This is a genomic window from Streptomyces lydicus, assembly GCF_004125265.1.
In the GTDB taxonomy this organism is placed as follows: domain Bacteria; phylum Actinomycetota; class Actinomycetes; order Streptomycetales; family Streptomycetaceae; genus Streptomyces; species Streptomyces lydicus_C.
Genome location: NZ_RDTE01000001.1, coordinates 232,577 through 258,188, shown reverse-complemented (window position 1 = coordinate 258,188; position 25,612 = coordinate 232,577). Strand labels below are relative to the sequence as shown.

The following is a 25,612-nucleotide window of genomic DNA, read 5'->3' as shown; positions in this document are numbered from 1 at the left end:
TTCTCGTCAGACATGCTCACCCCCGCGCCGAACAAAGGTGACTCCGGGGTGCGGCAGTTCCTGCCGCCGCGGCGAATCAGCAGACCGGAGCCGGGCGGACACAGAGGCCGTGAGGTGTTGTGGCCAGCTCCGGTCTGCCGGCAGCTTGTGGGGGCCGCGCTCCCGCCACTGCTCCTCGGCCTCGTAGCGCATCGGCTGCAGACCGCCGGCCCGCTCGAAGTAGGACTCCCCTACCACGGCAGGCACCGTCAGACGCTCAGCCCTCCAGCGAGCCCCCACCTCGTCCTGAGCATCGACACCAAGCTGGATGAAGAAAGCCTCGGGATCATCGAGCTGCGCGATGCTCCCGGACCGGAACTCCTGCCAATGCCGCAGCGCTCGCCGTCCGTACTGATTCACGTCCACCACTCCCCACGTCCAGTGGGCAGCGCAGAACGGTCACGGACTCACAGAGACTCCTCCTACGCCACCAGCACCGATGCTCGGGGCGGGAAGCTAGCGAGAGCGCGCTTGAGCTGCTTTGTTCCATTGGACGGGAGGGAACGGCCAAAGACTTCAGCAGGCGTTCCCTGTCACGGAAAGCGTGGAGGGGGTGGGAGTCCTGTGGCATCAGCGAAGGCTCGCGCACGCGCGTCCTGTGGTTGCTGTTACTACATCAGGTAGGTCCTAGGCCACGATGTTGAGCAACTGCAGGATTCAGTGGGCATGGTCCAACGAAAGGCCCTCAGGGCCTGAAGTGGTGCGCGTAGCGCAGGACCATGACCTAGGGATGGTCCAGCGCATCCAAGGCGCTGGCGCGGGGTGGCCGGGGGCGGCGTTAGCCCCCGGCAGTTGATGAGGCCGCGTAGCGGACGACACGTTCGTCTGGTTCAACGTTCGTTTGGTTCTCCTTCGTCTCGTTGAGATTCGTATGAGTTGGCCCTTCATCTGGTTGGTGCTTCGTCTGGTTCGGGCTCAAATTTTGGCACTCGGGAGGACCAAAATCTGGCATCTCGGAGGCACAGCGTTTGGTCCTCGGGAGGACCAAAATTTGAGCCTCCCGAGGACCAAAATTTGACCCTCCCGAGTGCCAAAAAATGACCCTCCGCAGCGCGGGCAGCCGGAGGGTCAAAAAATGACCCCCGGGCTTGACCTGCGCAGATGCCTTCTAGCGGTCCCGGAACAGCGAAGCCCCCTCCAGCCAGGACGGTGGAGGGGGCAAGGGCGTGCGTGGTTGGGTCAGTCTTCCTCCTGTGCGCTGTAGGCCTCGTAGACGTCCGAAATGGACGCTGGGCCGGCGTAGTCCTTCTCTGGTTCCTCATGGACCAGGTACACGGTCTGCGTCCTCAGCGGGTTACGTGGATTTCGACCGGTTCGCCAGTCTGCTGCACCGATTCCGCGCAGCTCCTTGAGGTACTTGCGCAGAGTCGTCTTTGACTTGATGCCTGAGATGTAGAGCAGCTTGCTCTGGCCAGGCCAGACCCGCATGTCGCCGGTGTTGTCCTTGCGCTCCTGATTGACGTGCACGTAGAGAGCCCAGTACAGCGTCTTTGCGCCTGGGGAGATGTCGGCGAACAGAACCCAGTCGGGAAGCTGAGTGAACGGAAAGCGGCGTCGGCGGCCTCGCGCGAAGCTAGCGTCACCTGAGAGGTCTTTCGGGGTCCCCTTGGGTTTGGCGTGTTCGCTCACCGCGCCTCACCCTTAGGCGGGGCGAAGTTGAGGATGTAGAGGTTCGGGAGCCTCGTTCCGCTGTGTTCGTCGTGGCGGGGCTCGACTGCCACAGCCCCGGCCTGCCTAAGGGCGGCCAGGTACTTCTGGAGAGTTCGCGTTGAGACTTTGAGCTTCTCGGCGAGCTTAGCGAGCGGTACGTTTACGGTCTTCTCCGGGCCTTGGCGTTCAGCGAGGAGGCACATGTGCCCGTACAACCATGCCTCAGTAGGGCCTTGGGCGAGAACCCATTCCGGGATCATCGCGCACCGCGTGCCCGTCTGGTCGGTCGTCCGTCCGAGTTCAACGACCATTTCGTCATCTTGTTGATGGATTGACACTTTTTGCGACGCTCCCGTCCACCCCGAGAGTGATCCGCTTCACGCAGCGGAGGCATGCGGTCCGCGATACTCTCGAAGCACGTAACCAGAAACGAACGGTCCCCTGCCGCCAAGCATCGGGGGCCGTTCGCATTTTGTGATCAAACCCTACACCCTGAACGAATCTGCAGAGGGTGAAGAAGTGCGCATGTGGTGCACGTGTCGCCGCGATTGGTGGGCAGCGTGTGCGAGCGTCAGATCCAGACGCTTGGTCCGACAAGCGACCGGATACAGGGGCACGCTGGCAGCCTCCAGAGGTGCAACTGTCATGTCCTTTGGGGCGCTGCCCGCGGTAACGGCTCTCTTCGCGCGCGCTTGGCCTCGCGGCCCCTTGCTGGCCTGCATGCAGCCACCGCCCTGTCGGGTCCTGGAGCAACCCAACCGTCCGAGTGAACCTCTCCCCACTCAGCTTCCGGCTTCCATGCGAGAGCTGAGGCGAGGGGCGAGAGGAAGCGAGCTGGAAAGAATGCCGATGGCCCCAGAGCCTTCATCCAACTGGCTCGGAGGCCATCCGCTGTGCAGGCTGAGGCTTGCGCGCTCACCCGCCCGAGGGAAGCAGGTTCTCGTTCGCCAGCTTGGACCGCGATGGGATCAAGCGGACAGAGGGCATGCCCCTCGGGTTACTTGCGTGCACGACCCCTCTTCAAGGCTGACAGATAGGCGTCTAGCACGGCTTCGATGAACGCCGATCGGTTGGCGAACTTGTGTTCTGCCCAAAGCTTGTCGATCTTGGAGAGGTCTTTGAACGTCGGGCGCCACGAAAGCTGGTCGGTCTTCCGGCGCTCACGCGACGTACGTCGATCGGGAACATCGATCGCGAGGAAGTCATCAGACCCCTCCTCCGGTCCGCTGCTGAGTTCGCCCAGCTTCCTCGCCTTCACCGCATCGTTGATTGCCCGGAACACGACCGTTGAGCGGGACTCAGAGACCAGCCTGTTCCACCGCAGGGTCTTCTACCTCGTCCCACACGACCGCGATCCCCCCACGGCGACTATCGGACGGGGTCGCCCGGCGAAGCCGTTGACCCGCTCACCGTCGCATCGTGCCACGCCGGCGAGAAGACCGACCGCTCCCAGGGGCGGGCGATAACGCACGCTGGCGCGTAACCCGTCCGTTACCCCGTACTGCACAACTGGCGTGGAGCCCCCGGAACCCGCCATTTAGGGTTCCGGGGCTCCACGGTTTCACTCCCTGAACTGTCGTTCGGCGACAGCCCGACCTCACATGGTCAAGTCTGACGGTGCGGTCGGAAGTCATGCGAAGACCGCGATGCGAGGAGTGAGGGGCGGATCCTCATGCAGCTAGACCCTCACAATCACTGCAGCTCAGAGCCGCCAGAACATAGAGACAGTGGCTGGGGAGGCTGAACTTTCGGGATACCGCCGTCCGAGAATCTGAGCTCCGCTCAGCTCCCACGCCTGTCGGCCGCCCGTCTGGTCCGACACTCCGTGAGTGCGAGCAAGTCGAACCTGGAATTCCAGCCCCTCCAGCCCCTTCGTAGAGGGATGCCTGGTTGAGAATTTGCATTCCCTGTGAAGTGCCACTGCCGAGACGAGGCCGCGCCCAAGCCTGTTGAGGCCGCCCTGCTCTCCACCGACCCCATCCTGGGCCTCCGTTATGGTCTTGGCGCTCCCCCAACGACGTTGTCGGCGTGTTGGCATGGCAGCCGTTGGGTGTCTGCCCCGGCATGGATCACTTCCTGCCGTCCCGGACCGCTGGCCGCTCCACGGCGGTCTCCTGCCGGCCGCGGCGACGAGCACCACCGAGCCTCATCGGGGCCTTGGTGTGCACGGCCGCTCGGCGGCCCCGGAGCACCGACCGGTGTTCGCGGGGGGAGGTTTTGGGGGTGGGAAGGGCTCTGGCCGCGGAGTTCTGCCGAGGGGCGGGCGCCAAGGGCGCTGTCTGGACTTGGGACGTGGGAGTTCGGGACGTGGGAGTTCGGGACGTGGGAGTTCGCGGATTCGCCCCGCGCGTTCGGGCGCTGATCTGCGGAAACTGTGGCTTGTTCGATGAGTGGCAACGAGGTCAGGTGCAGCAGGTGGCGGTGGAGCAGCATGGTGCGTACTGGCGGTGCACCGAGCTTTCAGCAGGCAGGCCCCTGACCTGGGTACTGAAACCCTTCGTGGGTGGTCTGGGTCACAGTCACCGCACGAAATGTTGCAGTGCCCGGCGGTCCAGGCACCATCAGGCCGTTGACCAGCCCTGACGGCAACTTAGGTTCGCCTCACTGAAATCTTCCATGCGCTTCTGAAATCTTCGGTGCGTCCCAGCATGCGCGGCGCCCGATAGAAGACCCCCCGTGTGTGGTGTCTTTACTATGAAGACAAATGCGCCATGGTTGTCTCCACGCCCAGGGGAAGACCAGAGCCTTTGCGGGACCGAGCCACGGCGGCGGTCGTCGAGCGACTGAAGAAGCGTCTCTGGGGCGTCGGTGACTACGACCTTGAACTGTTCCCGGCGGTGGAGGACGTGTACGGGGTGCTCCTGGGCTGGCCGTACACGATCGTGGCTGCGCTGAAATCCGGCTGCACACTCTGAACGGCAGTACTGGTCATGGTGCGATTGGAGCGAGGCGCAGTGGTCGCTGCAGGTGTATTTCCGCCCCGGCGTCGAAGGGTTGGATCCGACCGAACATTGGCGGCCGGGCAGTCCAAAGAGCTTTGGCTGTGCTTGATGTGGGAGGCGAAGCTCTGTGTTTCGCCCACCTGCTGGGGCCTGCTGGTCGACCAGCCAGTCGAAATCCGGCTCGGCTCCGTTCCGACCTAGTGACGGGGGCGAAGGACACCTCTGCCAGCAGTCGCCCCAAGGGCCGGGCAGGCCAATTACGGTGGCGAATTAGTCTCTGGCCAGCCCGGCACCGAGCAGGCGGCTCTATGGACAGGGGACCGCGCTGGCGTGAGTGGGACCCTCCGTAGCTCCGGCTGACCCGGCAGGCCACCGGGCTGGACCGCGACGGATCGCTGCTCACGTTCGAGGGCGGTGAATCGTCCTCAGCCCGGCCCTCGAAGCTGTCCAGTTGCGAGACCACCAGGACCAGGCCGGTATGGCTGTGGTGGTCGGGCACTGTGCCAGCTCGACTGCCTTAGGCGGTCCATCCTCTCTCGCTTCGAGACATCGATTACGCGTTGGATCTGTTCGATGAGGCGGAGGAATTCGTCTCTGTTGTCGCGCGTATCCGCATGCGGCCAGCGCCTGCACTGATGTACCGCTGGCCTCTGCACCCGCGGAGTGGAACGGGTGGAGCACCAGGAGAGGATTCCCAATGACGTTGTCAAGCCGAGGCGGTGACGCCTCGTGACAGGGGCACGCCGCTGTGGCTACAGGGCTTGGGATATCCGCTTCGAAGGTCCTGCGGTCGCGTATGAGGGCCCAGAGCACGTTGAGGCGGCGCCTGGCCAGGGCGAGGACGGCCTGCTTGTGGGACTTTCCCTCGGCATGTTTGCGTGTGTAGAACGCCTTGGAGATAGGGCAGTGCACAGCGGCGGACTGAGCGGAGAGGTAGAACATCCGCAAGAGCCGTCGGCTATAGCGCCGGGGCCGGCGCAGGTTCCCGCTGACCTTGCCGGAGTCGCGGGGAACGGGGGCGAGTCCGGCACGCCGGCGAGCCTGTCAGGGCTGCCGAAGGCGGCTATGTCGTCGCCGGTTGCGGCGATGAACTCCGGGCCGAGCATGGCGCCGATGCCGGGCGTGCTGGTGATCACCTTGGCGTCAGGATGCTCGCGAAGCCGGCCCTCGATGAGGGCGTTGACCTGGGCGATCTCCTCGTCGAGGGACATCACCTCCTTGGCCAGGGTGTGGACCATCTTCGCGGCGGCCTCCTCCCCGGGAACGGCGGTGAACTGGGCCTCGGCGGTCGACCGGGGTCACCGTAAGAAGCGAATGCCGTCGAGTGGACGATCAGGCGTCTGAAGTGGACCCGGGTTGTCGCCGAACGCTACGGCCGGGGCGAACGTGTTCTACCTCGACACCGCCATCATCTGGAACTCGATCGACCAGGCAAGCGCCAGGGAGGCGATGACGCTGCATTTCCGTGGCCTGTGACGCCAGGAAGTAATAGGCGTACGGCTAGGGAAACGGCTAGGAGCCTATGGATAGAGGCAGGGCTCGACCCGCGCTTGAGTATCCATCCAGCCATCCAGGGAATGATTGCCGGGTGATGCAGGACGGCAGGCTGCCCGTCATTGCTGGTAGTCGGGGGGCTGTCTCTGCTAGCACCTGGCATGCCAAGTGCTAGCAGCAGCGGACGCAGTCGAACTGAAAGCTGAGCACGACGGGGTGAACGACTGGGCGACCAGGCCGTCCCGAGAGATGGGTACTTGACCAGCCTTGTCGCGATGATGGCGCCTTCCCAAGCTGTCTCCTGCATGCCCCGACAAGGAAGTGACCACCGAGGATCGGCGGCTTTTGGTGTCGTTCGAACCCTGGATACTGGGCCACTCTCCGCGCTCGGGCCACCGGGGGGCGAAGCCACAATCACGAACGACCACGCGCGCCGAGCAGGGCCCTTGCGCCTCCGGCCTCATCCTCCGCCACTTCGGCGCCTGTTGCGGAGGATGAGGCCGGGGACGAGGGCATGCAGGGCGGACAGGCCCTCGTCTATGTGCCCCTGATTCACTGGTGGTGGCCCTCCTGACGGTTGTTCATCAGCCCGCCAAATGAGCGGACGTGCTGGTCAGTGCGGCCAATTGCCTGGCAGAGGGTCGGGATCGCCTTAACTGCTGAGCCTTGTCCTCGGTGAGGCGGTCGTGGCAGGTGAACCAGCTGGCAACGTACAGCACTCGATGATGCTGGCCCGGCCGGGGGCCACCGGCCGGGCCCTCCAAGGGAATCGTCCGCGTTCGCGCACGCTGGCGAGCCAGCGAACGGTGTTGCGGCCAGTCCGAGCTGGCCGGCGGTCGCACCCAGTCCGACGCCTTGGCAAGGTGGGCGTGGACGGCCGCGCATCTGCGGTCCTGCGTCGTCCATGACCGCGGGGGTCCCGGCCACAGCCGATGTTGCACGGCTCGCACAGTAGGGCGCGGTGCTGGACGATCGACTTCTTGACGGCCCGGCGACGCGCGACCAGATGTGCCGGCGGTCCGCGACACGTACCACGTCGGGAGCGCCGAGGCGTCCGACCTAGGCGCAGGCGGCGGAGCGCGAGGTCCCCGCAGATCACCTCGACGCCGGGAGATGAATTAGTCTGCTTGCGGTGTCGACGTTCCGGGCTCTGGGAGGTGGCAGATCAGCCGTAGCAGCCTCAGCCTGTTCCCCCGGCCGCCAAGACTTGCGACAAGCGGGCGCTGGGCCCGACCGGTCAGCATCGCCGCCAGGAGCTCCAGCACCGCCTGCTGCCGAAGCTGCGTCGGCCGTGCTGGTCGGCCAGCCCGTCGACCTGCTTGGCCAACGTGGTCTGCCCGCAGGGCCCGGCGTAGCGGAACCACCGCACCTGTATCTCGATCGGAACCGGGCGCCCGGCGGTCACGCTGTCGGCAAGAAGCCGACGTACGTACCTGCTCATCCTGAACCGCAAACGACGAGGCAGACGCACAGCGAGTAGCGGAGAACGCTGGCCAACGCCGTGCCCAAACCCGAGTGGAACACACCCTGTCCCGGCTCTAAGGAAGCTGTAGAACTGGAAGATCCCACGCGGCTGTTGCCTCAAAGGCAGTGGCCTCCACCAGGCGATGCTCGGCGTCGCGAAGCGCTGGCGGAGGCTGACCGCGCTGTACGTCTAGGGGTCTGCCCGTAACTGCTGGTCACGAGTGAGATGATCTGGCCGTGTCTGGTGTGATCACGGCGCCGGAGCCATCCTGGATAGCCCTGTTCACCGGGCTGAGCCCGCGACAGTTTGGCAAGCTGATCACCGCGCTGCGGCGCGAGGGTGCGGACCCCGTCCGTAAGGGCCGGCCGTGGAGCCTGCCGCTGACGCTGCGGCAGTTGGCGCCGCTGTTCGGGGTGTCGAAGTCGGGGCCCTGGCCCGCCACCTTGGCCGCCGCGAGCACGTGAGCGATACAGTCCAGGTCGTCGCCGGCCTGCTGTCCCATCAGCAGACCACAGACCTGACGTCGACACAGCAGAGGTGAACACCGAGCCCGCCGCCACCCTCGACGCCTCACCGCTTGGGTTCCAAGGAATGGCTGAACGAACTGTTCCACCGTGGCGGGTTCCGTTGACGGGCTCAGACGCACTGCGTCACAGGGCCGACGCCGCCCCTCTCCTCACCCGAGGGGCTTCAGGTCTGGTGGGTACCCCTCTGCGCGGAGGAAGGCGTCAAGCACGCCGGCAGCAATGTTGCCCGGCCCAGGGTGCCCGTGATCAACGTTGTAAGCATTGATGCGCCGTTTCAGCTCAAGGGCTGCCGGGACAGAGTAGTTGAGCTGCTCGCGGTCAACTCCGCGACGCATGAGCAGTCTCTGCGTGTCTTCATGCGGCGTGAATCCGGCGGGTTCGCCATCGTCTTGGGCCTCACGCGCCGCGAGGGCATCGGCCAGCTCCTGTGCCTTGCGAGCGAGGCTCGCTTTGCGCGCCATAGCTCTCCTTCCATGTAGGTATCCCTAGGTAAACGGATAGGGAAACGGCTAGGAGTCTAGGCCCTTCAGTGATGGCAAGCCTAGCGCGACCGAACGGTGAGTGCTCGCTACCCGCCGGGAGCGAGCACTCACCTTGGCGTCCCCGTTCAGAACCGCATGACGCGCAACCAGCGATCCAATGCCACCGCCACAATGTCGGCGACAGGCATCTTGTCGAGCCGATTCAGGACGCGGTACATCGCCAAACGATGACCCAGCTGGAGTTCAGCCGGTACCTGAGATTTCAGCGACTCGCGTGGGATGAAGCGCTCGTTGAGTACGACCTCAGCGGGACGGATGTACTCAGGAGTGCCGTGGCCCGTGTAGGCGTTCCACGGAGGCAGCATGTCGTCTGCGGTCGGCTTGCCACCTCGGAGAAACCAGTCGATGGCAACGGCGACTAGGTCGGCTGGCGGAATCTGGTTTATCCGCGACACGACCTTCAAGAGTTGCAATCGATGTGGAATCTGGAGCTCAGTAGGCACCGATGCGTTGAGCGCTTCGCGGCCAATGAACCGCTGGCTCAACACACCCTCAGCGCGTGGGAACCCCTCATTCACTGGCGGCGGAACGTGATGATCCCACTGGCCGGTCACGGCAACGGACGCCTGTCCGGAGCGACGTTCCATGGAGGTTCCCGGCCCACCAGACGGACTGGTCAACGAACTCTGATGGGTTGCTCCCTGCATACCCGCGTCCTCCGCAGGAGCCTGCGCCGGAGGAGGAGTCACCGCGTCCTCCGCAGGAGCCTGCGCCGGAGGAGGAGTCACCGCGTCCTCCGCAGGAGCCTGCGCCGGAGGAGGAGTCACCGCGTCCTCCGCAGGAGCCTGCGCCGGAGGAGGAGTCACCGCGTCCTCCGCAGGAGCCTGCGCCGGAGGAGGAGTCACCGCGTCCTCCGCAGGAGCCTGCGCCGGAGGAGGAGTCACCGCGTCCTCCGCAGTCACCGCGTCCTCCGCAGGAGCCTCCGGCGCGGGCACCTTCGTGCCCTCCCCCTGGGAGACACCTTCACCGCTACCAACCTTTGCCTGTTCGGGCTGAGGCTGCGGCGGGATGTCGGCCGGGTCGGCAACCCCCGTTCGCTGAGACCGGGAAGGCTCGGAACTGCTCGCTCCCGCCGCCTGGCCGTTGTTCTTCGGGAACAAGGGTTTTGGCGGCTCTCTGCGCGCCGTCCCGCCGCTGGCTCCTGACTTCTCGGCTTTCGACGGAGCCGACCTACGCTTCGCCCGCCCTCGCAGAGCAGCCATACCCGGCTGAGCTGCGGGGTTCGTCTCATCGCCCATAGCTATCCACCGCCTCAGCGACAGCTCGCATCTCTTCGACAAACTGTTCCGAGCGCTTCGACGAAGGGCTGGCGCAGATGGGCACGCGAGTACGACGATTGGGGATCCACGAGTAGTTGCTGACGAACGGCCCGATGAGAGCCTTGTGTTCGGTCGCCAGGCGCTCGAGTTCGTCCAGCGCCCACGCAGCCGGGCTTCGCCCGACCTTGTAGGGAATCAGGAGGAGCGGATAGTCAGGAAGGTTCCTCAGGAGACCCTCCAGAGCCCTCAGCTCCTCATTGCCCAGTACCGCCGGTACGACTGTCACGCGAGAAGCGGCCATAGCACCGTAGGTCGACTCACTTCCTCCAGGGTGGGTGTCGACCACTAGACGGCGCTTCAGTTCACGTGTCCACTGCAGAAGTGCCTTGGCTACCACATCAGCACGTGGCTGATTCCGCTCGAAGTCCGTGTGCCCAGGGATCAAGTCAGGCTTGCGCCCACGACCGGACAGTGGCTTAGGCGTTTCCCCTGTCTGGAATGCACGGATCAGTGGCGACTTGATCCGATCCTCCTCAAAATAGCCCCAGCCTCGAGTTACACCACCCCAGTCCCACTCGAAGTCTGTGAGCACCGCTCCCAGGAGCCAGGCCAACTCCTTCGCGGTACGACTCTTACCCACACCGCCCTTAAAGCCGGCAACAGCAACAACATCCGACTCCTGCTCAGGCGGTACGTACGCGCCCGCCCCCGACTCAGGTGAATCCTCTTGCTGTGCAGGGATCCCCTGGCCATCGAGCTGGGCGGCAGGTCCCCCTGCGGCCGTTTCACGCAGTGTCTTGCCACTCATGCGCAGCCACCTCCGACAGGGTAGCTATCGTTGGTCTTCACGACTCTTGAACTCCTTGCAGGCGATTGAGGGTCGAGCACGGTTGCGCCCGTCGGGGAACCCCTCCCCGGCGGGCGCTGTGCGTCCAGGTGACTCGCGGGTCTCCGCTCTCCACCTGAGTGGGTCCATCTTGCCGGACGAGATCCGGCCATCCGGCACCGGTACCGCATCACTGGGTGAGTTTTCATCCACCAGAGACGCTGAAAGGTCACGGATAGCCGCCCCCAAGGTAGCCCCCATCCATCTGCCATGGCGGTTTGCCGCGCGAATCCATCAGCTTGGATGCTCGACTTATCGAACAGTCAGGTACGGTGCGGCGTTGGCCATCGGCGCCGACACCGCATTGCGTTGACATTTTTGTCAAATGTCATATGAAAGATGAAACTGCCCTATTTGGCAGCATTCGCCGGGCGCAGGCCCGGCAAGCAGCCATCCGAACGTAGACGGGCGGCACGCTTCGGCCGAGGCTGCACAGCACGTCGCGCCGGCCCGCGAGAGTCCCGGAGGACCGCGTCCGCTCCCTTTGCCCTGATTCTCGCGAGCGGCCTATTCGTTGCTTAACGAAGTCCACCGCCAGCCGATGGAGGCGAATCCCGGTGCGCCGCCCGTACCTGCGGGGTTGATTACGGCCGGCAGCACCGCAGACTCAAGCCAGCTCGTCAGTCGAAGGAGAGATAATGATGGGGGCGGTGTACGGGACCCTGCGGATGAAGGTCCTGAGAGGTAGGCACAGCGCCGCTCCCGTCAGCCCCGAGCACAAGGTCATCATCGCAACGAGGGTTGGGCCACCGTGGGTGAAGGACCAACCGGTCATCAACGGCGTGAGGACCACCGCACCAGCAAGCGTGGTGCCCCAGATTCCGGCGTACAGACCCCGGACGGAGGTGGGGGTGATCCGGTTGAGGAGGTCGGACGCGGCGACCATGACAACGACTTCGCCTGGCACGGCCATGGCCACGCCAGCAGCGAAGCCCAACATGTCCTCAGCAAGTGCCGCCGCTGCCATGCCTGTTCCTAGGATCAGTGAGCCAGCGGCAAAGGCGCCCCACAAGGGTCCGGCCGCGGCGCGGTGGCTGAGCCACCGAGTTGCGGCAGGGGTGATCAGCAAAACGACCAGGGCGTTGACTGCCTGCGTCCAGCCGTAGTCGGTGGCGGACAGACCGCGGGCTGACATCAGCATCGGCAGAGCCGAATACAGCCCGACCACGCAGATCAGCGCCATCAAGCTCGCCAGGCACAGCAGCCACAACCGCGCGTCCTTTAGCGCCCGACGATAGTGACCTCGCTGAACGGCTCCCTCCGGCGGGGGAGGAGGGCCGACGTCGACGTAGCGCGAGGTCAGGATGGCGATGACCGCACACGCTGCTGCGTTGATCTCGAACAGTCCCTGAGTTCCGACAACTCCCGCGAGCAGACCGCCAGCGGCACCGAGCGCTGCGCCGACGTTGACGGCGAAATGCCGCCAGCCCGATACCGCGGCCCGCTCTGCCTCGTCATGGATCAGATCCGCGATGCAGGCTGATACGACCGGCCGTGGAGCGTCGTAGCAGGCGCCAGCGACCGCGGCGGCGGCGAACAGCGCCGGTATGGACTCCACCACGGCCAGTACCGCAGTGCTGATGGCCCCGGCTGTCATCGCACCAACGAGGGTGACCCGCCGGCCCAGGCGGTCAGCGGCCCAGCCACACAGGACCTGTCCCAGCAGCCATCCGCCACCAAAGGTTGCCAGAACCGCGCCGATCACCCCAGCGGGGAGATGCAGACGACTGCTACCCAGATGGTACGCGAGGAAGGGGTACGCGTAGCCTGCCGCTCGGGCCAGGAGGACCCCGCCCAGGAGCACCCAGATCGCACGAGGCCAGCTGCGTGCCCGAGGTGCCCTCCGGGCCCGGGCCACCGGGCCGCGTGTGACAAGAGCAGTTCTGGACACGTGGGCTCCCTTAGGGCAGTCGGACGGGACGAGGGCTCGACGCCGGCGACGGCCTTTCGGCGGCGCTCGAGGGGAGTCGAGGAGCATGGCTTCTCTGGCCCGTCTGTCGGTGCATCGCTCGTACCAGATGCCAGTGCACGGCACCCGGGGCCGTGCAGCTCCACCGGCAAGAACCTGGCCTTCGTTGGCGACGATCACTCTTGCCACGTACACGTGGCGGTGCAATGCCTCAGGGGCCGGGTTCCCCCGCGGCGGTCGGCGTGAGGCTTGCCGTGCCGCAGGGCGGGACAAGACCTGAATCGCCGATTGCTCCTGGCGGGACGCGATCCACGTGATGGGAAAAGACCGCATATTCGCAGGTCAAACCCTATTTCTGCGGCATCAAGGCTCCAGGAGAGCCCTTGATGCCGCGGAGCCGTGCGAGGCAACACCGCCGGAGAGCCTGAGACAGCCGACTTCCTATCAAGATGCCTTTGAAGTGGGATATTTACGGTGCAGTGCGGCTAACTCCCGCCGTGTGCAGCGGCCTTGAGGGCGCACTGGAAGAGCCTCTTCCTGGAAGAGGCCATTCCTACACAAGACGTGACGATCACGGTAGAGATGTGCCTAACGGGGCCCGTGAGGCGGGATCCATCCCCGCCAAGGCCTACCAGGAGGGACTGCCAGTGATCGACACCGAGCTTGTCGAGGCTGCCGGCTCGGAGGACGACGGCATGACGGCCCATGACCGTGTCTATCTCGTTCTCCGGACCCTGAACAGCATGGGGCCCGGGCTGCACCCGCTGCGGCGCATCATCCACGAGAGCGGGGTCACCAAGTCGACCGTGCACCGCATACTCAACGCTGGCGTGGAGGCGAAGCACCTGATCTACCGCAAGCCGGGCAGGTACGGAATCGCCACCGATGTGGCCAACTATCGACCGGATGCGAGCGTCCACCTCAATCTGCCGCCCAACAGCGCCCTCGACCGTGAGACGACGGTATTGCAGCGGCAGACGGCCCAAGTGGCCATGGCATTCAACGCCGTGCTCATCGACGACACGCCGGGGCGACTGATGCTCAACTACGCCTACGGGCGCCGCACCGACTTCCAGGCCGCGTTCAACCAGGCTGATCCCGAAGCCAAGGCGGCCCTGCAGTACGCGCCGCTGAAAGCTGACGCCGCCGGCCTGTCCATTCTCTCCCACCTCGACGGCGACCCCCAAAGCCACCTCATGCGTGAAATCCGCTCCGAAGGGTACGTGGTGACCCAGTCGCCCCTCCCGGACTGGAAGCTGCTCAGCGTCCCGCTGTGGCGAGGCTCCACCGTGTACGGCTCTCTCGCGGTGATGGGACTGCGCCCGCAGATGGATCGCAACCGGTCGGAGTACGCCGCGGCCGCACTGGCCTGCGCCGCACGGCTGAGTGCTCGTTGTGAACTGGCGAGCGGCGCGATGCGCAGGGCCGGCTGAAAGTTCTCATATCCGCTCAAATCCTATTCACTGAGCGAGAGTTGCCCTTGGCGCGGCGAGAACGCCAGGCGCCGAATCCCCGGGCCCGTTCGGCAGCCCTTCCGCACCCGCGGCGATGTGCTCTCACCGGGGCGGGGCCGTGGCGGTGCGCCGGCGATGACCCTCAAGGTCCGCCGACTGCTTGCTTCGGCACAGCTTCTGTGGCTTGGACGGGGTGGCGAGTGCTCAACTCTCCGGCACAAGTGCACACCCGCTCACCGCTGTTCCTCGGCCTCGCCCGGGGCGTGCGGCCGGGCCCGGCGCGGCCCGCCGGCTGCCTTCAGGCTGCTTGACGAGTGCGCGGCCGCTCCTGCATGCACCGGTCCTTTGCATCGAGGAGTACCAGCGTGATGCGCGTGAGCCCCAGGCCCTGCAGCGGCCGAGGAGTTTCCTCGACGAGCCGGCATCCCCGGCGGCCGACATGCGGGTCAGGGTGACGCAGTGCGCCAACCGCACCGTCGTGGTGGACCAGGTCGGCTCCGGCGCCCAGCACCCAGTCCGGCATTTCCTTGAGGTAGGCGTCGCGCAGGGTGGGGCGCAGGTAGACGTCGCGGCGGATGGCGTGGAGCGCAGGGTCCTGGTCGTGTCGCTCCAGGCTGGAGGAGAGCTGGGCCAGCATCGAGAGCTGCCAGTTCGGGTAGTCCATGAGGATGGTGGGGGCATCTGGGTGGAAGAGGCCGAAGCGCAGGAAATTGGCTGCGGGCATCGCTGTCGGGTGAGACCTGATGCCCTGGAACAGGTCGTGGAAGGCTGTGTTCGCCATCGTGACGTCCCACCGGTGATCAATCAGAAAGGTGGGAAGTGAGAGCGCGTCCATCATGACTCTGTAGTCGCCGAGGAACGACGCGGTCGCCGGGTCTTGTGGAAGGGCCTGGTGGGATATGGCGCGCAGGTCCGGCTGGGGGGCTCGGTCGACGGCGATCCAGAACAGGCGGTCCGTCTGGAACTCGGACATTTCCAAGGCTTCTGCCAGTGCGTAGAGCTTCTGGTCCGTCCACTCCCTGACCCTGCCGCGCTCCCAGTTTCCGTAGGCGCGGGCGCCGATCGACAAGCGTTCAGCGATGTCTTCCTGGCGCAGCCCGAGGTGCTCGCGCCGGCCCTTGAGAAGGCGTTGCAGGCGCCTGCCGTGCATCTCCGTGACAAGAGCCGCTTCGGTGTCTTCCGGCTCGGCCTCTGCGTCCGTGCCGGGGGGCGATCCGGCGTCGCCTTGCGGCGCGGGACTGGGCAACGTGGGCAACCGCGTTCCGGGCACGGTGTGGGCCGTGCGGTCACGAAGCGCGCTGGCCCCTCGCACATACGGGCGCCAGCTCAGCACATTATTCGCCATCACGAACCCGCCCTTCGCAGCCTTCTACCCACACCAGGATTTCATGAGCGGCGCGTCGCACTCTGAACATCAAATATCGCAACGAGGACACTGGACCTCAATTTCGCTGGTGGACCTCCGTGGGTCCGAAATCCGTAATGCCGAAAGCCCGGTCAGTCGGCTTTCGACTGACCGGGCCGCTCCCAGGAGCCAAGGGCTGGCGCCGGGGGAGGGGTTAGTGGTGGTTGAGGACCATGTCGTGCCGCACCCAGCCCCAGCCCTTCAGGCCGGTACGGGAGGAAAGGATCTTGCCGTAGTACCAGCCCCCGCGCGTGCAGGTGATGTTGAGCCGGTCGTTCTCGTACAGCGACCCACGCGAGGCGTAGCTCGTGGAGGGGCCCTTGCGCAGGTTGGCGCCGTTGACGTCGATCCACGCCCAGAAGTTCGGGCCGTTCTCCGTGCACCGGGCGGGCGGACGCGAGGCTGCGGAAGCGGCCTGTGCCTCCACGCTGGCTACGCCGCCCAGGAGCGACAGAGCCAGGGCGCCAACGGAAAGCCGGCGAAGGGTCTTCGAGCGTGTGGGGGTCTTGGCGTGCATCGAGGCGTTGCGCATTGTCATGAAGCCCTCTCTACTCAAGCTAGGCGCCGGGAATCGGAGGGTGACAAGGGTGCAGACGTATCCGAGATTCCTGGACCTCGCAGAGCGACGTATCCCTCTGAATGGCATGCAGAGTTGACCAAGGAGTCCCGATGGCGCGCAACGCCGAGACGGTGAATGTGGGGCAGGATTTCGCTAGCTGAAAAATAGCGGGGTGTCCTTTTCAGCCTCTGAAATCTGAGCCGGACGGGGCAGCTCGTCCTGCTTGCCGGGCCCAGGGCGTCTTTGCGTCGGGGAGAGGGCGGGGCAGGGGCTCACGGGACGCGACGCAGCGTGATGCTTTGGGCGTCGGTGAGGATGCGGCTCGTGCAGGCAGGGGCAGCAGCACCTTCTGTCATGAGAACGGCAGCGTCCCGGCGGATCGGGGGAGACCGCCGGGACGTAACCCCAGACTACGCAGAACCGTTGACCCGCGGGTGGGGAACGCAGACATGCGCCGCCGTCGTCCACGAACACCGCTGCCTGAGCCGCCGGTTCTTGGCCACTTCTGTCTCAGCAGCCTCAAATTCTCCATCCAGTGGACTCTTCGACGCAGCTCCTCCGCTGCCCGGATACAGGGCGGGCTCTCAGGCCCGGCCGACTGACGAAGGAGAAAGCGATGACCGAGACGAGGACCGACCACGCCACGCACACGGAGACGATCACGGTGGGGGCGGCGTGCCGGCCGGGCACCGAGCCTCCGTGCGCCGATGGGCACGATGTCCACAGGCGCGGGCAGCGCGTGTGCGCGGCCGTGGTCGACGGCGCTGGCCATGGTGCAGCAGTCGTCCGCTACGCCCAGGTGACGCCGCCGGTGATCACCCATATCGGCACGGTCATGGGCGGGCTGGCCGCGCTGACCACCGCCGGACAGATGGCCCACGCCTACGACGTCCCGCCGCACGCCTCCGCCATCTACGCCCGCATGGAGCCAGGCCAGCCCAGCACGATCCACTGGCTCGGCGACTGCCGCGCCTACACCTGGCAGGACAGCGTGCTCACGCAGTGGAGCACCGACCAGACGATGGGGGAATGGATCCGACAGCGCAACGGCGGCAGACCGGTAGAGATCGCCGAGGACCACGACAACTGGTCACGGACCGGGCTCGCCCAGGCAGGCGCGGCCATGTGCCGCGAGACCCAGATCCCGGAACACGTCCGTCTGGTACTGCTGGTGACCGACGGCATCGCGGACCAGGTGAACCAGGAGACCATGGAGGCACTGTGCCGCGCACACGAGACGGATCCGCAGGCCCTGGCCGACGCACTGACCGCCGCCGCGGAAACCGACACAGACGGCTGCCGCGACGACGCCACGGTCGTCGCCCTGCTGCGGCGTGACGCCTGACGACCGACGGCATGCGATGAGCCGAGCGGGCGCAGCGGACACGGTATAGCCGGTTTCCTGCAGCGGCCGTGGTGGATAACCGATGATGTTGACCACCAGCTGAACAGGCTTCGGTGGAGCGGCGAAAGGGGCAGTCATGCAGGCCCATGTGGCAGGCGAGCGGGTGACGGGGCGGGCGTGGACTGTACGTCTGGATTCTGCGGGGCGCGGCGTGGCGGCGGTGAAGGTCACCTGCAGCCGTGCTGCTTGCCCGCCGAAGCGTCTGGACTCTGCCGCCCTGGGGCGGGCCTTCGCCGCTGCCCATCTCAAGGCTCACCTGCGGGCTGCTGGGGGACCGCGGTGCGAGGCATCGTGTGTGTGCTGTGCGGAAGGGTGTCAGGCACATTCCGAGCAGTCCGGGCACGGACCCGCAGGCGCGACCGGGCGATCCGGAGGGGGAGTGGTGCTGGCCGTGATCACCGATCCGATGGGGCGCTGGTGGCGGGCTTGGGAGTGCTGTTCACACTGTGCGGCAGCCCATCCCGGCGCCCGCGTAGTGGCCACCGCTTCCGCCGTACCGGCATGCCCTGACACCGGCGTGGACGAACCGCGCTCACCTGCGGCCGGCAACGGGGCGGGAGCACCAGTCTTCTCCGCCGCCGCACCGGCTGCTCCTGGAGGGAACGCGCCCGGCGGGGAACGGCTGCCCGCGCCCAGGCCGCGCCGGCCCAAGCGCTCGGGGAAGCTCGCCCAACGCGTGGTGCCGAAGGACCTGCAGCCGACGGCACTGCGCGAGGAACTCATCGAGCTCGGTGACGCGTTCCGTGCCTACCAACGCTCCAGCGAGCCGGACTTGCAACTGCTGGCCAGCCTGCACGACCGCAAGGCACTCGCCTTCACCACCTGGGCGCAGGTGACGGGCGACGGGAGCCTGCACGCCGAGGCACGGCGCGCCGAGCAGGCAGCAGTCACCACCCGCCTTCAGCATGAGCAGCGCGCCGGCCAGGCAGGCGAAGGGGGTGTCGCACGTGTGCTGACAGCGCCGACTCAGTGGGAACACGCACGCGCCGTGCTCGCCTACGCCCGAGACCACGCGCCGGTCCCGGGCCCGGAGGGCCGTCTGCTGGTGCTCTTGCTGACGTTGCGCACCGCACGCAGCGGCAGCGGCAACCTCACCGGTCAGGACCTGAACGGCTGGCCGCTGGGCGACGCGGAGCAGGCCCTGCAGGAGCTCGTCGACACCGGGTGGCTCCGACTGCCCGGGACCGTTGCAGATCTGCTGGCCTCCGGCTCCGGCAACCCCACTCATATCACTGTGCCCTCGCTCCTCCCCCACGACGACGGCCGCGGACCCCTCGGCTTCGGGAAAGCGATGCGGCCCAGGCTGTCCGGATGGGCACAGAAGGCCGTGGGAGAGCGCAAGCTGCGCAAGAAGAAACTGCCCGCCGCAGCGCGGCTGCTCGCCCTTGCCTGCGCGGCGCACAGCAGCACCAACGGGCGGCTGGGGTCCTCCGGCCACGGCCTTGAGGCCGAGACGCTGGCCGGGCTGAGCGCCGTCGAGGCCACCGAACTCGGCATGCTGCTGGAGCAGTTGAGTGCCGCTGAGTGGCTCACAGACGCCTCGATGACCGACACACACGTCACGGGCCAGCTGGGCGAAGGGGCCCTGGCCTTCAGCTGCCCCCTACCTGCCGAATGAGCGACCCGGACCTCATCGCCCGACGGCGCGCGCCCGGCGAGTGCCGTACGCATGCCACCGCGGCCGCGGTTCTACGCTGCCGCTGCGCGGACAGACACCGGCCGGCCCAGGCAACGAGGCGAGGAGTGCCCTGCATCCACGCCAACTGGGCGTGTGGCGGCGGTTCGTTCTGCACCCGAAGCCGCAGCGGAACGCGCGGACTCCGATCGCTTCGACCACGCCCCACGGCGCCGGGGCGCGGCCGGCTGGGTTGGTGCTGCCAGCGCCTCCGAGCCCTCCCGTATGCGGGCGTGCGGGATGCCGATGGCAGCGGCGGTGAAGGCTGATGCCTCGGGGCATCTGGGTATCAGAGGCCGAAGTCGGGCCAGACCCCGTAGGAGCAGGTCATTTCTGCGGGGTTCGGGTCTGGGGCAAGGCCCCAGTAGTAGCCGGGCGGGAGGCGATCAGCGAGAATCCCCGCCAGGTCGTAGCAGATGGCGTCGGCGCTCCAATCGGCGGGCGGAAACCATCCCGTGAGCTGGAACGACAGAGCAGCCAGGGCCAGTGCAAGCAGGCATGGCCTGGTGCTTGTCTCTCCGGGTTCGGGCATGGCCGAGATCGGTACGGTCAGGTAGGTGCCGGGGCACAGTGGGGGAAGGGCGGCGGCCTGCTCACTGCGGCGCGCGTACGTGCGGGCGGCCTCGTGGTTGATCCCCGCTGCGCCCCCGAGAACGCGCCAAGTCAGGTCGACGCCCTGGGAATAGGCATGCGATAGGTCCCGGTCCCTGGCTGCTTTCGCCATCGTCAGGGTCTCCTTGTGCCTGGCGAGGCGGGCCTCCCAGTGCTCCCGGGCCGTGGGTGCAGTGTCCATAGGGAAGATCCTCGCAAACTCTCTGTCTATTTTCTAGACGCCGTCGAGTCCGCGTGCCACGCCCGATGTTCAGAAGACAGATACCTCGGGAGGTTTCCATGCACCTCCGTGGAAAATCCGTGCACTACTGGCGACAGGCCCAAGGGGCCACCCGCGATTCGAAGTGGCGGCACCGCCTTGAGCCCGGCTCCCCCTGGACCGTAGCCGGCGCCCTCGTCATCGATCTCGTGTCACAGGGGTGACTCGGCCCTACGCCGACTGGCTCCGCCCCGCGGAAACACTGAACTCAACACGAGGCCTGGCGCCGACCACCGCCGCCAGGCGCCGACACCACCTCGCCCGCGGGCCGAGGTCTGTCCTCCCTCAGATCGCCAGCGCCGCGCGCACCATGCTCCACATCACGCGTTCGGCCGCCGCCTCCTCATCCTCGTCGACCTCGACGCTCTCCCAGCCCGCGGCATACCGCAGCACGTTGGACAGCGTCTCGTGGTCGGCGGCGCCGAGCGGCCCCTCGAAGGGCGAGTGCAGGACCGGCGACAGCGTCTGCCGCACCCAGCGGGCGACGGCGGCCTCGTCCCCCTCGGGCATCCACGAGTAGTGGGGCACTCGCCCGAGTTCGCCCAGCGCCTCCGTGAGTGCCTCGAACTCCGGGCCGGGACGCAGGCCGGCCGCGCGGTCGAGTGCGTCGGCGAATGCGGCGAGCAGCGCGAGGTCCGCTTCGGCCACCTCAAGGGTGGTCAAATGCACTACGTGCCCACCGTCGGGCCCCGTCAGCAGCAGCACGTTGGGCGTGGGCGGGTACTCCTCCACCATCCCGCCCACGAACTCCCTGGTCCCCTCGGGCAGCGCGTTGCGCACCCGCCAGTACGCCTCCTCGACGTCCTCGATCGGCGCGCCGGGGATCGGCACCCCCTCAAGACCCATGACATCCACCAGCTCCCCGTCAGGGGCCAAGACCAGGACGTTTCGCAGCCTCAGGAGCAGCCCGGCCAGTTGGAACAGGCCGGCCAGGGCGTCCTGCACGAGGGGCAACAGCAGGGTACGGGCGGGGGCGAGGTGTGCCGGCGGCGCCTGCTGGCCGCCGGCTCGGGTGCGGTCGTTCGCCCGCATCGCCTCGGTGTACCGCATGCCGGTGGCCCGGCTCTGCTCTCGGATCTCCCGCGCACGCTTCCGCGGCTTCCTGGGCTGGCTCGTAGACATGTCCGACTCCGTACGGCAGCGCGTCCCACGCACACGCTGCTTGGAAGGCAGGCGCGTTCGGGTGTGCGATGCGTCGAAGGACGGCTTGGCTACCAACGAGGACTCCGGCGTGAGCGGAGGACCTCTTCAGCGGTCGGCGGTCGCGGCCACCTGCACGGCAGGATACCCGGCCCGGCATCGGCACGGCCCGTCCTTCTGGGAGCTCCAAGGCTGTAGACGCGAGGTGCAGGAGGGCGTCTGGGCTCCGGCGGTCGAGCAAGGGTCAACTGCTCGTGCTGGTCCAGTCGACGACGGCGCGCATCAGCTCCGCCTTGGTCAGGCCGGTGGCTTCCTGCAGCTTCTGGAGCCGTTGCTGCAACGGAATCTCGATGGGGGAGTCGGCGGCCGCGGCAGAGGGCCCCGGCGCCTCCCCCGCGAGGTGTGTGACGGGCTCGGCGGCGGTCTGCGCCACCACGCCCGGCAGGGTTGTTGTGGTGAGCGTTTGCAGCAGGGCGTGGGCGTACCCGCTGGTGGCCGTGGCGATGTCGGCAAGGGCCCTGCCGTCGGCTCCGGGCATGCCTGGCGGCACCGGGGCGGCCGGGTGTTCAGGGGGCAGCGGGAGCATCGGCAGGGACGGTCTGGGGGAGCGCTGCCAGCGGTTGTAGGCGGTCTCGGCCGAGATCACGGGCGGGTGCGGATACCTGCCGGGCTGGTAGTGGGGGTGGAGGCTGGGGTGCTCGGGGTCCTGCATGCCGGCGAAGAAGTCGTGCGCGGCTCTGCCTCGGAGGGCGAGCAGGGCCAGGGGCATGGTGTCGAGGCACCGGGCGGTCTGGAGCAGGGCGGTGGCGGCGTGCTTGCACACCGCGGTGCGGCTGGAGCAGCCGCACACGACGTGGCACTGGTCGAGCTTCGGCAGCAGATGGATCCCGCAGCGGGCGCCGGTGCCAACGAGCTCGCTCAGGACCTCTTCGGCCGGCAGTCGGGCGAGTCGGGCGGCGAGGGGACGGGTGATCGTCGTCAGGTCGTGCCACTGCGCGTGGTCCAGGGCCGGGATGGCGACGGTGGGGGCGGGCCGGGGCTTGTAGGGGGAGGGGGCGTTGGTGTCCGCCTCGATCCAGCAGCGGATCGTGCCGACTTCGAGCAGGAGGCTGGTCACGGTCGCGGTGCGCGCGTACGGACGGGCGCGGCCGAGTGGGCCGGAGAGGGCCTTGGAGGCGCCCTTGGTGCGGGGCGCGAGGGCGTCCAGCCAGAGGCGGCCGCCGAGCCGTTCGCACAATTCGCCCTCCGGCAGCGGGCCGGGTGCGAAGCGGATCTGGTAGCCGCCCTTGTCGGGGAGGGTCATCGGGGACTCCGGAGCGTGATCAGGTCGAGCAGCTGGTCATTGTCCAGTTCCGTCAGGCCGCGGTCGATGCTGGTCAAGACGGTGTCGGCGAGGTCCTTCTTCGTGGCCAGGAGGTCCACGATCCGCTCCTCGACGGTCCCTTCGCTGATCAGACGATGCACCTGGACGGGGTGCGGGGAGCCGATCCGGTAAGCCCGGTCGGCGGCCTGCTCCATGACCGCCGGGTTCCACCACTGGTCAAGGAAGACCACGTGGCTGGCGCGGGTCAGTGTCAGGCCGGTGCCGGCGGCCCTCAGGGACAACAGGAAGACCGGAAAGGCCCCTTGCTGGAAGTCGTCGACGAGAGCGGAACGGCGGGCGACCGGGGTCCCGCCGTGCAGCATCCGGTGGTCGATGTCCTGCTCCCTCAGCCGGGCGGAGACCAAGCGGGCCAGCTCTGTGTACTGCGTGAACGCCAGAACTGCCTGCTGCTCGGCCAGCATGACGCCCAGCAGATCGTCGAACAGATCCAATTTCCCCGAACGGCCTGTGAGCTTGGTCGGGTTGGTCTCCTTGAGGTACTGCGCGGGGTGGTTGCAGATCTGCCGCAGCGAGGTCAGCAGCTTGAGGACCAGGCCGCGCCGGGCGATACCCTCGGTGGCCTGGATCTGCTGCATCGACTCGCGGACCACCGCCGTGTACAGCACCGCCTGCTCCCGGCTCAGGGGAGCGTACTGAGTGGTGTCGGTCTTGGGCGGCAGCTCGGGTGCGATGCCCGGGTCGGTCTTGCGCCGGCGCAGCACGAAGGGGCGGATCAGGGCGGTGAGCCGGGCTGCGGCGACCGGGTCGCGGTCCGTCTCGATCGGCCGGGCCAGCCGGGTCCGGAACGTCTTCAGGGGCCCGAGGAGGCCGGGGTTGGCCCAGTCCATCAGGGACCACAGCTCGGTCAGATTGTTCTCCACGGGGGTGCCGGTGAGCGCGACGCGGGCGCGGGAGGGGATCTGACGCAGAGCGCGGGCAGTGGAGGAGGCGGAGTTCTTCACGTGCTGGGCCTCGTCCAGGGCGACCAGCGACCAGTCGGTCTGGGCCAGGCGGGCGGCATCCAGCCGGGCGGTGCCGTAGGTGGTCAGCACGAACGCGTCCTGCCCGAGACCTTCCAGGGTGCGGCCGGGCCCGTGGAAGCGCCGCACGCTCGTGGCGGGGGCGAACCGGCTCACCTCGCGCTCCCAGGTGCCCAGCAGGCTGGCGGGGCACACCACCAGCGTCGGCCCGCGCGAGGCCGGGGTTTCCTGCCGGGTGAGGTGGAGCGCGATCAGAGTGATCGTCTTGCCCAGGCCCATGTCGTCGGCAAGGCAGCAGCCAAGTCCCTGTGAGGTGAGCTGCCGCATCCAGGAGAGAGCACCGTGCTGGTAGTGCCGCAGCGTGCCGGCCAGCGCCTCGGGAGCCGGCGCCTCAGGGGCCGGCGTGGTCAGCGCGGTGCGCAAGGAGGCCAGCCACCCCTCCGGCTCGACCGCGATCGTCTCGCCGCCGAAGTCGGCCTGCCCAGTCAAGGCCGCGGCGATAGCGTCCCCGGCCGGCAACTGCGCGATCTGCCGCGCGCGGGCCTTGCGCAGCAGGGCTGCGTCCACCCGCACCCACCGGTCCCGCAACCGTACGAACGGGCGCTTGGCCTCGGCCAGCCGGTCCATCTCCGCAGGAGTCAGTTCCTCGCCGTCACCTAGCGCGGCCTGCCAGCGGAAGGCAAACAGCGCGCCCGGACCCAGATACCCAGACGAGACGGAACCCGGCGTCCTCGAGCCCACCACGGCCCGCACCGTCAGGGAGCGCACCAGATCCCGGGGCCAGTGCACCTCGCAGCCCGCCGCCGCAAGGTCACTCACTGCCTCCCCGAGCAGGTCCTCGACCTCCTTCTCCTCCAGCTCCAACGCCCCCGGCACATCCGCCTCCAGCAGCCGCGCCAGCGGCGGCCAGGCACGCGCGGCGCCGCGCAGCGCCACCATCGTGCCCATCTGCCGGGCGGCGTCCGAGGACCCGGGCGGCGCGGGCCGACGCCACAACGCCCCGGCGTCCACCAGGTCCTGGGGCGGTTCGACGTCCTGCACCTGCACCACGGCCCGCACCCCGCTGGCCCCCTCCTCGCCGATCTGCAGCCGCAGCGAGATCCGCACCCCGACCACAGCACCGGCCGGCCGCGAGCCCGCCTCCAGGACCAGGTGCGGGACGTGCTGCGGCTCCCGGGCCGCGAACACGCCGGAGACGCCGGGCAAACGCTCCGCGCTCGCGGTACGCGCCAGGGCGTCAGCGACCGCTTCGAGGAACGCCTGGACGAGGAACGAGGCCTTCGGGAGCCTCGGCGGGTAGGCGTGTGTGCTGAACGGAAGAGCGCGGGCCTGCGGGGGCATCGCGGCAACGAGCGCACGCAGCTGCTCGTGCTCGTCCGGAGAGTCCGCTGCGGTGCGCCAGGTATCGAAGCCGGAGACCGTGATGTCCGGGCGCATCCGGCCGCGGGACAACAGCTGGAGCGCGAACAACCCGACGGCACCCCAGAACTGGCAGCTCTCCTCGCCCTTTCCGTCGACACGACTGCGGGCCAGCACCGGCACCGCCGCGTCGACCGGCATCCACCAGTACGGCACGCGCACGGTGCGGACTCCACCCTGCTGCGCCCGCACCACCGTCGTCTCCCCCTCCCCGAGCACCGCACCGTCGGGGACCTCAACCTTCTCGGGCGGGCCCATCGTGCCCCAGGGCCTCCAGAAGACGATCCGGCCTTGCCGGGGAGGGTCGCAGAGATCGGGCACGGCCACGTAGTCGGTCAGGCTGTGGCGGCGCACGATCGGCGAGCTCCTCTCACACATGCCGCCCCGCACACCGAGACGGCAAACACGCGCGATTGTGCCTGGTACACACACCGCTAGCGCAGATCACGCGAGAAGCAACCCGAATGAGTGAATTCTGCCGATCCTGCGGGCTACTTCACCGCTCGCGGCGCTCTTGCGACGGTCGGCCCGTCCCCCAGCACATAGCCTCGGCCGTCTACAGGGCAACGAGGCAGGACACGCCACTGAGCAGCGGCTTGCCCTTCGCCGATCGGCGATGAGGCCGACA

Annotated in this window: 18 protein-coding genes and 3 pseudogenes; 6 read left to right on the top strand and 15 right to left on the bottom strand. The window is 67.4% G+C overall.

What is annotated here, in order from left to right; genetic code table 11:
- Positions 1-6: 6 nt before the first annotated feature.
- The 4 genes from D9V36_RS01240 to D9V36_RS01225 form a co-directional block, all read right to left on the bottom strand.
- Positions 7-399 carry a hypothetical protein gene (locus tag D9V36_RS01240; RefSeq protein WP_129292039.1) on the bottom strand — a complete coding sequence of 131 codons (393 nt, stop codon included), beginning with the start codon at positions 397-399 and terminating at the stop codon, positions 7-9.
- Positions 400-1,218: 819 nt separating this feature from the next.
- On the bottom strand, positions 1,219-1,668 hold the full coding sequence (locus D9V36_RS01235) for a hypothetical protein (RefSeq protein ID WP_129292038.1): 450 nt from the start codon (positions 1,666-1,668) through the stop codon (positions 1,219-1,221).
- Positions 1,665-2,000: a helix-turn-helix domain-containing protein gene (locus D9V36_RS01230; protein ID WP_129292037.1), complete on the bottom strand. Its 336-nt coding sequence runs from the start codon at positions 1,998-2,000 to the stop codon at positions 1,665-1,667. Before D9V36_RS01230 ends, D9V36_RS01235 begins: the two co-directional genes overlap by 4 nt.
- Positions 2,001-2,686: 686 nt before the next feature.
- Positions 2,687-2,971, bottom strand: coding sequence for a hypothetical protein (locus D9V36_RS01225; RefSeq protein WP_129292036.1), 285 nt, complete (start codon positions 2,969-2,971; stop codon positions 2,687-2,689).
- A gap of 123 nt (positions 2,972-3,094) precedes the next feature.
- Here D9V36_RS01225 and D9V36_RS42795 point away from each other — a divergent pair.
- Positions 3,095-3,172 (top strand): annotated as a pseudogene (locus tag D9V36_RS42795) (hypothetical protein); the annotation flags it as partial.
- Between the two features lie 1,264 nt (positions 3,173-4,436).
- The gene (locus tag D9V36_RS40565; protein WP_164992807.1) at positions 4,437-4,604 is read left to right on the top strand and encodes a hypothetical protein; all 168 of its coding nucleotides are present in this window, start codon (positions 4,437-4,439) and stop codon (positions 4,602-4,604) included.
- A 768-nt stretch (positions 4,605-5,372) separates the two neighbouring features.
- On the opposite strand, the pseudogene D9V36_RS01220 reads toward D9V36_RS40565, so the two are convergent.
- Positions 5,373-5,917 (bottom strand): annotated as a pseudogene (locus tag D9V36_RS01220) (transposase); the annotation flags it as partial.
- A 1,909-nt stretch (positions 5,918-7,826) separates the two neighbouring features.
- On the opposite strand from D9V36_RS01220, the pseudogene D9V36_RS01215 reads away from it, so the two are divergent.
- A pseudogene (locus D9V36_RS01215) lies at positions 7,827-8,015 on the top strand (IS5/IS1182 family transposase); the annotation flags it as partial.
- A gap of 251 nt (positions 8,016-8,266) precedes the next feature.
- Here D9V36_RS01215 and D9V36_RS01205 read toward each other — a convergent pair.
- The 4 genes from D9V36_RS01205 to D9V36_RS01190 form a co-directional block, all read right to left on the bottom strand.
- A complete protein-coding gene (locus tag D9V36_RS01205) occupies positions 8,267-8,578 on the bottom strand; it encodes a hypothetical protein (RefSeq protein ID WP_129292035.1) in 312 nt (103 codons plus the stop codon).
- Positions 8,579-8,724: 146 nt separating this feature from the next.
- Positions 8,725-9,246, bottom strand: a complete 522-nt coding sequence (locus tag D9V36_RS01200) for a hypothetical protein (RefSeq protein ID WP_129292034.1) — start codon at positions 9,244-9,246, stop codon at positions 8,725-8,727.
- Between the two features lie 640 nt (positions 9,247-9,886).
- Complete coding sequence (locus tag D9V36_RS01195) at positions 9,887-10,726, bottom strand: ParA family protein (RefSeq protein WP_129292033.1); 840 nt, start codon at positions 10,724-10,726, stop codon at positions 9,887-9,889.
- 685 nt (positions 10,727-11,411) lie between these two features.
- The gene (locus D9V36_RS01190; protein WP_241720658.1) at positions 11,412-12,662 is read right to left on the bottom strand and encodes an MFS transporter; all 1,251 of its coding nucleotides are present in this window, start codon (positions 12,660-12,662) and stop codon (positions 11,412-11,414) included.
- A gap of 698 nt (positions 12,663-13,360) precedes the next feature.
- On the opposite strand from D9V36_RS01190, the gene D9V36_RS01185 reads away from it, so the two are divergent.
- Positions 13,361-14,146, top strand: a complete 786-nt coding sequence (locus D9V36_RS01185) for a helix-turn-helix domain-containing protein (RefSeq protein ID WP_129292031.1) — start codon at positions 13,361-13,363, stop codon at positions 14,144-14,146.
- A gap of 319 nt (positions 14,147-14,465) precedes the next feature.
- Here the strand turns inward: D9V36_RS01185 and D9V36_RS01180 are convergent, their stop codons facing one another.
- Complete coding sequence (locus D9V36_RS01180; protein ID WP_241720636.1) at positions 14,466-15,512, bottom strand: helix-turn-helix domain-containing protein; 1,047 nt, start codon at positions 15,510-15,512, stop codon at positions 14,466-14,468.
- Positions 15,513-15,726: 214 nt separating this feature from the next.
- Positions 15,727-16,110: an SH3 domain-containing protein gene (locus D9V36_RS01175; RefSeq protein WP_164992806.1), complete on the bottom strand. Its 384-nt coding sequence runs from the start codon at positions 16,108-16,110 to the stop codon at positions 15,727-15,729.
- Between the two features lie 637 nt (positions 16,111-16,747).
- Here D9V36_RS01175 and D9V36_RS01170 point away from each other — a divergent pair.
- Both D9V36_RS01170 and D9V36_RS01165 read left to right on the top strand, forming a co-directional pair.
- Positions 16,748-17,476, top strand: a complete 729-nt coding sequence (locus tag D9V36_RS01170) for a hypothetical protein (RefSeq protein WP_129292029.1) — start codon at positions 16,748-16,750, stop codon at positions 17,474-17,476.
- A 577-nt stretch (positions 17,477-18,053) separates the two neighbouring features.
- Complete coding sequence (locus tag D9V36_RS01165) at positions 18,054-19,154, top strand: hypothetical protein (protein ID WP_347239693.1); 1,101 nt, start codon at positions 18,054-18,056, stop codon at positions 19,152-19,154.
- A 346-nt stretch (positions 19,155-19,500) separates the two neighbouring features.
- Here the strand turns inward: D9V36_RS01165 and D9V36_RS01160 are convergent, their stop codons facing one another.
- The 4 genes from D9V36_RS01160 to D9V36_RS01145 all read right to left on the bottom strand — a co-directional run bounded on the left by D9V36_RS01160 (position 19,501) and on the right by D9V36_RS01145 (position 25,338).
- Complete coding sequence (locus tag D9V36_RS01160; protein ID WP_129292027.1) at positions 19,501-20,004, bottom strand: hypothetical protein; 504 nt, start codon at positions 20,002-20,004, stop codon at positions 19,501-19,503.
- Positions 20,005-20,367: 363 nt separating this feature from the next.
- A complete protein-coding gene (locus tag D9V36_RS41630) occupies positions 20,368-21,204 on the bottom strand; it encodes a hypothetical protein (RefSeq protein ID WP_241720635.1) in 837 nt (278 codons plus the stop codon).
- Positions 21,205-21,466: 262 nt separating this feature from the next.
- The gene (locus D9V36_RS01150; protein WP_129292026.1) at positions 21,467-22,525 is read right to left on the bottom strand and encodes a hypothetical protein; all 1,059 of its coding nucleotides are present in this window, start codon (positions 22,523-22,525) and stop codon (positions 21,467-21,469) included.
- Positions 22,522-25,338 (bottom strand): DEAD/DEAH box helicase, encoded by a 2,817-nt coding sequence (locus D9V36_RS01145; protein WP_241720634.1) that lies wholly within the window; start codon positions 25,336-25,338, stop codon positions 22,522-22,524. Before D9V36_RS01145 ends, D9V36_RS01150 begins: the two co-directional genes overlap by 4 nt.
- Positions 25,339-25,612 lie beyond the last annotated feature (274 nt).